11 protein-coding genes and 2 pseudogenes are annotated in these 9,514 nt (G+C 55.7%); 9 read left to right on the top strand and 4 right to left on the bottom strand.

Features of this window, described 5'->3' with window-relative positions; translation table 11 throughout:
• Positions 1 to 319 precede the first annotated feature (319 nt).
• Both O8B93_RS27590 and O8B93_RS27585 read left to right on the top strand, forming a co-directional pair.
• A pseudogene (locus O8B93_RS27590) lies at positions 320 to 697 on the top strand (transposase); the annotation flags it as partial.
• An 84-nt stretch (positions 698 to 781) separates the two neighbouring features.
• Positions 782 to 1,024: pseudogene (locus tag O8B93_RS27585) on the top strand (ISNCY family transposase); the annotation flags it as partial.
• 132 nt (positions 1,025 to 1,156) lie between these two features.
• Here O8B93_RS27585 and O8B93_RS27580 read toward each other — a convergent pair.
• Positions 1,157 to 1,660 (bottom strand): DUF6389 family protein, encoded by a 504-nt coding sequence (locus O8B93_RS27580; RefSeq protein WP_269713069.1) that lies wholly within the window; start codon positions 1,658 to 1,660, stop codon positions 1,157 to 1,159.
• Between the two features lie 364 nt (positions 1,661 to 2,024).
• The gene (locus tag O8B93_RS27575; protein WP_269713068.1) at positions 2,025 to 2,399 is read right to left on the bottom strand and encodes a hypothetical protein; all 375 of its coding nucleotides are present in this window, start codon (positions 2,397 to 2,399) and stop codon (positions 2,025 to 2,027) included.
• A 536-nt stretch (positions 2,400 to 2,935) separates the two neighbouring features.
• On the opposite strand from O8B93_RS27575, the gene O8B93_RS27570 reads away from it, so the two are divergent.
• The 6 genes from O8B93_RS27570 to O8B93_RS27545 all read left to right on the top strand — a co-directional run bounded on the left by O8B93_RS27570 (position 2,936) and on the right by O8B93_RS27545 (position 6,466).
• Complete coding sequence (locus O8B93_RS27570) at positions 2,936 to 3,220, top strand: helix-turn-helix transcriptional regulator (protein ID WP_269713067.1); 285 nt, start codon at positions 2,936 to 2,938, stop codon at positions 3,218 to 3,220.
• Positions 3,210 to 4,532: a type II toxin-antitoxin system HipA family toxin gene (locus O8B93_RS27565; protein WP_269713066.1), complete on the top strand. Its 1,323-nt coding sequence runs from the start codon at positions 3,210 to 3,212 to the stop codon at positions 4,530 to 4,532. The genes O8B93_RS27570 and O8B93_RS27565 overlap by 11 nt, the downstream gene beginning before the upstream one ends.
• Before the next feature lie 30 nt (positions 4,533 to 4,562).
• Entirely contained in the window at positions 4,563 to 4,736 is a 174-nt protein-coding gene (locus tag O8B93_RS27560) for a hypothetical protein (RefSeq protein ID WP_269713065.1), read from the top strand.
• Positions 4,737 to 5,107: 371 nt separating this feature from the next.
• Complete coding sequence (locus O8B93_RS27555) at positions 5,108 to 5,353, top strand: hypothetical protein (protein ID WP_269713064.1); 246 nt, start codon at positions 5,108 to 5,110, stop codon at positions 5,351 to 5,353.
• A 298-nt stretch (positions 5,354 to 5,651) separates the two neighbouring features.
• The gene (locus tag O8B93_RS27550; RefSeq protein ID WP_269713063.1) at positions 5,652 to 5,960 is read left to right on the top strand and encodes a hypothetical protein; all 309 of its coding nucleotides are present in this window, start codon (positions 5,652 to 5,654) and stop codon (positions 5,958 to 5,960) included.
• Positions 5,961 to 6,052: 92 nt separating this feature from the next.
• Entirely contained in the window at positions 6,053 to 6,466 is a 414-nt protein-coding gene (locus tag O8B93_RS27545; protein WP_269713062.1) for a hypothetical protein, read from the top strand.
• 417 nt (positions 6,467 to 6,883) lie between these two features.
• Here O8B93_RS27545 and O8B93_RS27540 read toward each other — a convergent pair whose 3' ends face one another.
• Together O8B93_RS27540 and O8B93_RS27535 are read right to left on the bottom strand one after the other, a co-directional pair.
• Positions 6,884 to 8,062: a GGDEF domain-containing protein gene (locus O8B93_RS27540; RefSeq protein WP_269713061.1), complete on the bottom strand. Its 1,179-nt coding sequence runs from the start codon at positions 8,060 to 8,062 to the stop codon at positions 6,884 to 6,886.
• A gap of 362 nt (positions 8,063 to 8,424) precedes the next feature.
• Positions 8,425 to 9,084 carry a DUF6892 domain-containing protein gene (locus O8B93_RS27535; protein ID WP_269713060.1) on the bottom strand — a complete coding sequence of 220 codons (660 nt, stop codon included), beginning with the start codon at positions 9,082 to 9,084 and terminating at the stop codon, positions 8,425 to 8,427.
• A gap of 255 nt (positions 9,085 to 9,339) precedes the next feature.
• Here O8B93_RS27535 and O8B93_RS27530 point away from each other — a divergent pair.
• On the top strand, positions 9,340 to 9,514 hold a 175-nt coding region (locus O8B93_RS27530), incomplete at its 3' end, for a transposase (RefSeq protein WP_269713070.1).

The raw sequence follows: 9,514 nt of genomic DNA, 5'->3' as shown, positions 1-9,514 counted from the left end.
TTGTCCCCCTGCATCATTCGATGTCTGTGAGTATCAACTGCTACCGGTACGATTGCTACTGAGAAAGCTAAAGCCGAATGGGTGTGTCTATCACCCGCCCCCGCCCTCTCCTTGCAACCGGAGAGCCGGTTCGGTCGGGGGCTGATCCGCGGTGTCAGTGTCGCATGTCTAAATGGCCGGGACACCTAAATCGGACATTTCTACTTTGCGCCACAGCGGGCATTTCAACTCCCCCGCCACATTGTTTGTAGCTTGGTACATTCTATTTCCAAGTGCGACATGCCAGTAATTTCAATGGCTTCACTTTGGAGATTTTGACATGTCCCGCTGCTATCAGCAACTGACCCTCACCGATCGTCGTCTTCTTCACCGGCTCGTTGATCAGAAAGTCGCGATCAATGAGATGGCCCACCGGCTGGGACGTCACCGCTCGACGATCTATCGGGAAATCCGGCGCAACACCTTCCATGACCGTGAGCTTCCCGAATATACTGGCTACTTTGGGACGATCGCTGACGAGTTGACTCGTGAGCGGCGGCGACGTTTACGCAAGCTTCGACGTCATCCGGACCTTCGTGCTGAAGTCATCAGTCAACTGGTGGCTCGGTGGTCTCCCGAGCAGATCGCCGGACGTCTTATGTCTGAAGGAATAAACCCCGTTCGCGTGTCTGCCGAGACCATCTACCGGTTCGGCTACAGGACGCCGGCCGAAGCGTTCTTGGCCTATTTGCAGGGAGAGGTCTGATGCCCTACCCTGTGATGCACTTGGGGAAGATTCTCCCGACTGGATGACATGCTGTCACTCGTTGCTCAGATGCAGGAAGGTCGCGATCTAAAGCGGAGCAAATGTGGTCCGCGCCGAACCGGACAGGTCAACAGCATGTTTGAGATCCCGGACGGTAGCCGGAGTAATGGATATCAAAAGCGGGGCCGCAAGCCAGGACGACGGACGGATTTCATGAACGATCCGGAGGTGGTTGCGAGACGACAGAGGGCACTCGCTCTAATGGAGGCGGCTGAATGAAGGCAGCTTTTGGCCCAGAGCGGGCATTGGCCGTCGCAATTTTCGGTCGCGGGACGCTGACTTTTGTCAGCAAGTTTCGCGACAAAGACTTCATCGAAAGATCAATATCGGTGACAAACGCTTTATGGTGTCTCACGGAAGCAATGGTTTACTCTCTACAGTTCCATATCCTTCCTCTCCAAAAACGAAGGCCGGTAGAGCTACGCCGCCAAGACGTTGCCAAAGATCTTCAACCCACTCCATGCAGGTATCCACGATAGCATCGTTTACGGAGAAAGCGGCTTCATCCGGATCAAACATGGGAACATCGGGCTGCATTTGACCGTCAATGCACTTAACTTCAAATAAGAACTGGTGTGGCGCTATTGCCTTTTGAAGAACATAAAGGTCTGGCCCGTCTAGGTGAACGACAATATCGAAGAAACCTTCTTCGCTTTGTCCCGGATGAATTCCTACCATGACCTGTCGCGCTTTTTGTGGAAGGGACTGCTTTATGGCGTTGAGATGTTCCAAGGCTGCCTGGGTGTGAATCTGCAAGACGCTTTTAAGTGCCGCTTTGTACTCGTCCGCTGTCATGCCAGCTTGTCTCATTTCCGATCCTTCCGTTACCGTGCCCCAGCTCGCAAAAATTTCCAAATAATGCGCCCCTTGGTTTTTAGAGTTTTTGTAATTCCGCAGAATAACTAGTTTTCCGACACCGGCAACGACCGGTGTTGGCGCAAAGCAGTCGTGTCGATTGAGAAAGCTAAAGCCGAAGCGGTGCTCATATCACCCGCCCCCTTCCTACCCTTGCAACCCGGTCCGGTCGGGGGCTGATCTGGGGTGCCAATGTCGCATTTCTAACGGGCCAGCGGCGTCGCATCTCTAGTCGGCTTTGACAAAATGTGTAGCCGCAAAGTTAAAGGTGTCCTGTTTCTGCAAAGTTGGAATGTCACACTCCCCGGATCTGAATGATGCCAGGGAGATTGCAGATCGGACTGATTACGATTCTCTCACTTATTCAGTCGGCCGGTTTCAAGAATTTTTCTGCCTCCATTCGACGAAGATAAACCGCTACATCTGCTCTTGGAAGCAGCGGACTATTGACGATCCCCAGTACACGATAGTGAATGATGAGAGGCGTCGATCCGAAAGGCGTTCTTTGGCCAGTCGGGTTGGCAAGCATCAGTAAGTCGCCGGGATTGATCGATAGTTGTTGCGCCAGCCTTGGACTTACGAACAAGCCTTCGCCCCGTTTGAACTCCTCCAGCGCGGCATCCATAACAGAACTTGAAAGAGCCTTGAGGAGTGAGAGGTCATCGGCGTCGAAACCAAAAATCAGAACACCGCTGCTTCCCTTCGCCCCTGTGGCGAGGGCCTCTCTTTCGATGACCAAACTTGGACTTTGTCCACCATATGCTGGACACACACCGACCGATAGTCGGGGCGAAAAAAGCTCCAAGAARAAAACCGCCGATAAGGCACAGCGAAGTCTGCAGAGTGTCATCGTTTCTTTCGCTCCGCTCATTGGGTCGTATCTATGTGCGATCAGTCCTAGACCTGAGTGAAGTTGGCTGCAATGACCGCAATTGGCCAAAACTGTCGTCGCGACTGAAGAAGCTAAAGCCGAAGAAATGTGTTTATCCCCCGCCCCTCCCTACCCTTGCAACCCGGCCCGGTCGGGGCTGATCGTTAGAGCAAGTGTAGCGTTTCTAACGGGCCAGCGACGTGGCATCTCTATACAAAATTATGGACACGAACGAATGTTATGACCAGTTAAATGAACAAAGCTTGACCCGATAAACGCATTATGGCACGTTGTACAAAATTCTGGACGGGAGGGGCTTCCGTGTCCGTTTAAATGAACAAATCAGGTGTCTCGCTATGCCACGCCAGAGAAGCTACTCCAGAGTCACTCGCCAAACTCTCGCCATGCTCGGAAAGCTGATCCGCGTCGGCCGGGCCGAACGCGGCCTGACTGCCCAGGAGTTGGCCGATCGCGCTGGCATCAGCCGTACGACCTTGGCCAGCATTGAAAAAGGCGCACCAAGCCCTGAGATCGGCATTGTCTTTGAGGTCGCCTCGATCGTGGGCGTGCGTTTGTTCGACTATGACGAGCGTATCCTGCAAATGCAAAATACCCGCCTTGACGAAAAACTGATCCTGCTGCCCAAGAGCGTCCGCCAAACATTGAAGGAGGTGGACGATGATTTCTAAGGCAGAAGCTACTGAAGCCTTCGTCTGGATGTGGCTGCCGGAAGCGACAGAACCGGTGGTAGCCGGCCGCCTCGACCAGGACGGCGAGCGTCTGCTTTTCACCTACGGCGCCAGCTATCGGCGTCGTGGCAATGCCATTTCCATCTATGATCCGGAGCTACCGCTTCGCGAAGGCGTCATCGCGCCGATTAATGGCCTGCCGATGGCGAGCTGCATCCGCGATGGCTCACCCGATGCCTGGGGCCGCCGGGTCATCATCAACAGGCTGACGGCGAAAAAGCCCGACGCTGCCGGCGTGCCGGAGATCAGCGAGCTGACCTTTCTGCTCCAGTCAGGTTCTGACCGGATCGGCGCGCTGGATTTTCAGGCTTCCGCCACCGAGTATGTCCCCCGCCTTGCCGCGCAAGCGTCGCTTGACGAACTCTTGGAGGCGGCTTCCCTCATCGAAAAAGGTGCCCCGCTTCCCCCGGCACTCGATCAAGTCCTCAATCATGGCACATCCATCGGCGGTGCACGCCCAAAGGCGCTCATCGATGACGGCGCGAAGAAATTCATCGCCAAGTTTTCGGCCAGTAACGACACCTACAGCGTTGTAAAGGCCGAATTCATCGCGATGAGGCTGGCGAGTGCTTGCGGGCTCAACGCAGCCTCGGTTTCGATGACCCGTGCCGCGCAGAAGGAAGTTCTGCTGATCGAACGCTTTGACCGCATCCACACGACTGGCGGCTGGACGCGGCAGGCTATGGTGTCAGCGCTGACGATACTGGGCCTTGATGAGATGATGGCCCGTTACGCCTCCTACGAGGATTTGGCCGAGCTGATCCGTCACCGTTTCACCGAGCCAAAGCGCACGCTCAAAGAACTCTACGGCCGAATTTGCTTCAACGTGCTGTGCGGAAACACTGACGATCATGCCCGCAACCACGCCGCTTTCTGGGATGGCAAGATGCTGATGCTGACCCCTGCTTACGACATCTGCCCGCAAGGCCGTACCGGCAACAAGGCCACGCAGGCCATGCTGATCAAGGGTGAAGGCCGGGCCAGTACGCTCGCCACCTGCCTTGCCGCTGCGCCCGATTATCACCTTAATGAGGTCGAAGCCGCCGCGCTGATAGAAGGCCAGATCAAGATCATCGCCGCGCACTGGCAAGAGGTCTGCGATCAGGCAGACCTGAGCCCCGTCGACCGCAAGCTGTTCGCCGGACGTCAGTTCCTCAATAGCTACGCCCTTGAGGGATTTGATGGTCAGAAAGCGCTACAGGATGCATTCGGTGCCGCAAGGGAGACGTTGATCGCAGGTGCAGGTAGCTGACGAGACACCCCGGACAGCTCAAAGACACACTTGGGCGTCGCCTTCGGTCTCGTCACTGTTCTCCATGATCACTCTCACGCCATCCACCAGGCGCTGGAAACGGGTGACTATGCTGCGGCGCGCGTGCTGATCGACGATATCGCCGGGTTCGAGGCGCTACGCACCAAATATTTCAACGATGCCAACGTCATCGTTGTCAAGTAAGCGCTCGGCATGCTCGGAACTGATGTCGGCCCCGTGCGCGTCCCCCGGGGTCGAGAGACTGACCGAGGCCCAACGCGCAGATCTACGCGCCATCGTCGACAATGTCGCCGAAAAGAACTGCCGCGCAAGCGTTGTCTTCCCGCCTGTCACGGCCCGGAGATCAGAACAACAGATTATATCGTGTTGCCTGTGGGTCTCAGTGAAGGATGGCGTGCGGGGTTGCTCCGACTGTGGTAGTCTTTTTGATGGAGCGGCCTTCTTTTTTGTGGCGTTAAACACGACCACGTTAGGTACTTGATGTCGTTTGAGAAAGGCCGTTCCACCTCATCAGCTTCGGGCCGTGACAGGCGCGGCAGAAGGAAACGGGAACGATGATCAGACTGCGCTCCACTTGTTCTCCACAGCTGCGATGCATCCTGTTTGGAATATTGATCTCCCTGGCGCTGACAGCAGGCATGGTTGGCGAGGCCCGCTCACTGTCGCTGGAACCTTCGCTGCCAGACCTGCCAAGTGGCGTGGAGCGACCTGCCGAGTATGCTTTTGGGGATGCGGTCATGAAGCGGGACCAGAGCGCGTGGGGCGCGGTCTTCGATGCCCTGGCGCAAAGGTTCGGCTGAGGGTCGTTCACCTGACCCTGCCCTCGACCACCGATCCTGAGGGCCTCATAAGTTATTTCGATCGCGAGATGATCAATGGTCGAAACTGGCACCGAACCGCCGAAGAAACGCCGCAGCGCAACGCCTGGGTCCACGGTTACGAAAGCCCTGACAATCGTCATATACTTATGCTAGTGGGCTTGAAGCCGCGTCCGGGTGAAGCGCGTGTACCGTTGAGCATCGTCACGACACTCAGTGACCATCCGGGGGCTGCCCATTAGAACATTTGCCTTGAAACTCGAAAATCGAGGAAGACGGCATGCGACAACTCATCCTGGCTCTCTCCGTGATGATCGGAATCAATGTGCCGGCCATGGCACAGGACATTGCTCCGGTCATTGATCCGACAGAAAACGCCCGGGGCTTGCACCAGCGCAGTATAATGGGTGGTCACGCCAAGCGCGCCCGCAACGGCCATGTGGTACGCAACACGGGACCACCTAAGCCCGGCACGCGCGCATTCCAGCAACAGGCCTGTGCCAATCGCCCGCTGTATCGCAAGCAGTATGGCGCGAGCCATCCAGAGGTGCTGAAACTGGAGTCGCTTTGCGCCAGAGCCGGTTTCTAGCTGCATTGTTCAGGTAGTCGCCACCGTCAGCAACGACGGTTGGTGCCTGTCGATCAATTTTGCGGAACCGCGTAAAAAACAGGAGTTACCGCATGGACTTCACATCCGCGCAGATCAGCATTGTCGAAGCGATCGTCACTTGCGCTGGCATCGACCAGTGGGAGCAAATTTTCGTCGATGCCGAAATCGATGAAGGCGAACATGACTACTCGCTTAGCACAGTAAGTTTCGCCGTGGTGCGGGGGACGGATGAGCAACTGGCCAAGCAGCCATTCCCGATCGACGCTAAGGGACAGGATGCTGTGCTGGCGTTCTATTCACAGCGTCGCAATGAGGCTGACGACCGGATCACCGGATTCGATCTCACCATTGAACGGGACGGCAGTTTTCGCTTCCGCTTTAGCCATGACGAACCCAAACGCGCCCGTGGCCAGTGGGACGTTGAAAAAGCTCGGCGCCTGGAAAACTATCTTGCCTGCTACCGAAAAACTGAAGGACAGACATGAGCAACACCGTTTCTTATGCGATTATCGCTCGAACCTGACGTCGGCTGGTTCAAAGTGTGGGTGAAGGCAAGAGTCATAGTATTTTCCTGTTCGCTTAAGCGTTCCGGCGCAATTGCTTCACTCCCCTACCGTGTGGGGCAATAGAGCCAAGGCCCGTATTGCCACGGAAGAGAACAGCCAAGCACGTACAATTAACTATTGTGGTACGAGTATCCAGACTTTCATCGCGGTAGTTTTCTTTCTCGCGGCGCCTCCATGAAGCAATAACGTATGCACAAGCGGAGAGGCTTAGTGCAAATGCCAGATAGTTTTACTTTGCTCACGCACAGCGGGCATGATACCGGCATCAATAACGGTTGACAGTATAATGCTGGCGGGGCGATCCCACGAATCGAAGTTGTCGCTTCGGGTCGCCGATCAGGAGACGGTTCGAGCGGAAACAATCGATAGAGAGTGGAGATGACTTGCGAGCTCAATCCGGTTCCGGCCCGCGCGCTTGGCGATGTAGAGCGCCTTGTCTGCCGCACTCAGCATGGTGTCTAAATCCATCGGAACAGAACGCCCCGGTGCGACTCCAACACTGACCGTGCACGTGAAGGCTGCACCCTCCAAGTGGATTTTGTGACCAGCGAAGGCTTTACGAATGCGCTCCGCCACCATCTCGGCACGGTCAGGCATGCCGTCTTTCAAAACCAGTGCGAATTCTTCACCACCGAGGCGCGCAGCAGTGTCACCGGTTCCACAGTTAGCCACGAGCTCAGCAACAAAAATCTTCAGCACACGGTCACCACCAGCGTGCCCAAAAGTGTCGTTGATGGACTTGAAATGATCGAGGTCGAAAACCAGGACTGCAGTTTCCGGTCCGATCAAACTCTGACCGTAGCGCTCGAAAAGCGCACGGCGATTGAGGAGGCCAGTCAGTGGATCTGTGATGGCGTCCAGACGATGCCGCGCGGCGAGCCGCCATTGGTTAAGCGCCAGCGACAGGGCACCAATGCCGGTCATGCCAGCGATACAGATAGCGATGCTGAGATCCTCTGCCCAATTGCTTGGCGCAACTCCTAGCACTGTCTTTCCATCGGCGATAAGAACGGCGGCGCAGAGAACAAAGGAAACCCCTGTCAGGCAATAAAGGAAGGAGATTCCGATTAGGGGGGCCAGCGCTTCTTTGCGGGCCTGCCAATATTGCCAAGCGGTCGCAAAGAGTATTGCAGCAATCGCGGCATTTTGGGCGATAAATGCGAGCCCGTCATAACCGATCAGCAACGGAGGGATCGAAACAAGCATTGCCGCGAGAGCGCAGGTGATCGAAGCTCGTAGCGGCAACATGTTGGTGCGAAACTGGCAGCCTGCGCCCCAGACAGCTGCAAAGCCTGCATGAAAAAATACGAACGAGACAACGCCAAACGCCACCACAGGATCGTCTACATAAAGGCCGTAGGCAACAATGCCGCTAACGATAAGCACGAGCCCTAGCGTACAGCTCAATAAGAAGGTCTCGGAGCGGCGTGCAAACCAGCTGCCGAGCAGCGTCACGCCGAGACACGCGGCCGAGACAGCAAGCGCCATCAAAAGTGAATTGTAATCAAGCGTCATGCCTAAAAAAACCGTGGCCGCTGCCGCGCCTCTCATATCCTGCGAAGCCTACGGGTTTTCCATAACGAATCTCTTACTTAGGTCGTTAAAAACTCACGCTTTTAGATATGTCAACGGCAAGGCAAAACAGGGCAGACCGCTCATGGGTGCGCCGTGCGAAGCTGGCATGCCGTCGAACACCGCAGGCGCACGCTAGGTCTGACGAACTCGGCGGACTAGCGAGCAACAGTTTCGTCAGGTTGTTTTACTACGAATCCGGCAGCAGGCCATCGACCCAAATCTTTTGTGAAGGTCGCTTTCGATGCCCTTGTTGATGGTCCGCTTGGCCGCGTCAATTTCCGAAAGCGCACCCAGGATCACAGTTATTGGTATGCGGGGCGGTTCTCATCGTAACTGGACACCCAATGGACCCAGACGGAGACTCCCCTAGCCTTCAACACTTCCATCACCTGTCGATTGGGATGCCCCGGAGTCATGACATCTTCGTAAAGCTGGTCGTCGAGGATACGGACGCTTCGTAGACTGGGCATGTCGAGCAGAGCCGGGATGTTCTCTAACGCAATCCCTGCATTGATGGTCTCGACCTTGAATGGCGGCAGGAGGTCACGAAGGTCCACAGTCCCGATCATCGACGTTAGATCAAGGCTCTTGATGTTCGGGCAGTGCTTGATCCCGGCAAGGCTGTTAATGTCAAAGATATCATCCTCTCCATCCCAGAAGAACCAGACATATCGATAGATGGAGCTGCCTCCATCCAGAACAAGCTCGTCGATCCGATACAGGAGGTCGGACGAGAGAGGGTAGCGATCCAGATAGGCTCGAACTGCGGGAATAGGCTTGTAGCCTTCGTTCTCAAGATCGACGGGCCGTCCAAGAACATGCTCAGCAAGCTGTTGTGGAGTCCCGAGATCGATCAGTTGCTTGTCGATCAGGCTGGATAGGATCGCAAGCTTCAGGTTAGGATCACCAAACGGTGCGCCCGGCATATCTTCAGGCACAGGGTAGCGTGATGCAGCAGCCATCCGCGACCATCCGAGAGTTGCGAGAATACCTCCCGCGGCCACAAGATCACGTCGTTTCAGCATAAATGTGCCCATATCTCCATGACATTGAGCCAGTTTACCGCGCCGATCTGCTGCAATAGCAGTTCTAACCGAAAGTAGCTTAACAGCAGTCCAAACACTGGCAACTACGACCTTCTAGTTGAAGTGCTCCCCATTTCGACCGGACAGTCGGCATAAGCAGAAAGGCTCAAGCACAGGCTTGAGGACAGGCTTATGTCTAACGAGTATCGACACGTTGAATTGCTGATGGGTGATGTTCGCCGCAGGCGGTGGACAACCGAGCAAAAGCTGACAATCATTGAGCAGAGTTTCGAACCCGGCGAGACGGTATCTTCGACCGCTCGCCGTCATGGCGTCGCGCCCAATTTGCTTTACCGGTGGCGCAGGC

The organism is Martinezella rhizogenes, assembly GCF_027460065.1.
GTDB lineage: Bacteria > Pseudomonadota > Alphaproteobacteria > Rhizobiales > Rhizobiaceae > Agrobacterium > Agrobacterium rhizogenes_C.
The sequence above is the reverse complement of the archived record's forward strand: the minus strand, read 5'-3'. Positions and strand labels throughout refer to the sequence as shown.

Bases quoted from the DNA above. Each gene is read 5' to 3' on its own strand.
- O8B93_RS27570 (WP_269713067.1), top strand. From the start codon at position 2,936: ATGCTCGGAAAGCTGATCCGCGTCGGCCGGGCCGAACGCGGCCTGACT.
- O8B93_RS27565 (WP_269713066.1), top strand. From the start codon at position 3,210: ATGATTTCTAAGGCAGAAGCTACTGAAGCCTTCGTCTGGATGTGGCTG.
- O8B93_RS27555 (WP_269713064.1), top strand. From the start codon at position 5,108: ATGATCAGACTGCGCTCCACTTGTTCTCCACAGCTGCGATGCATCCTG.
- O8B93_RS27550 (WP_269713063.1), top strand. From the start codon at position 5,652: ATGCGACAACTCATCCTGGCTCTCTCCGTGATGATCGGAATCAATGTG.
- O8B93_RS27545 (WP_269713062.1), top strand. From the start codon at position 6,053: ATGGACTTCACATCCGCGCAGATCAGCATTGTCGAAGCGATCGTCACT.
- O8B93_RS27540 (WP_269713061.1), bottom strand. From the start codon at position 8,062: ATGACGCTTGATTACAATTCACTTTTGATGGCGCTTGCTGTCTCGGCC.
- O8B93_RS27535 (WP_269713060.1), bottom strand. From the start codon at position 9,084: ATGGCTGCTGCATCACGCTACCCTGTGCCTGAAGATATGCCGGGCGCA.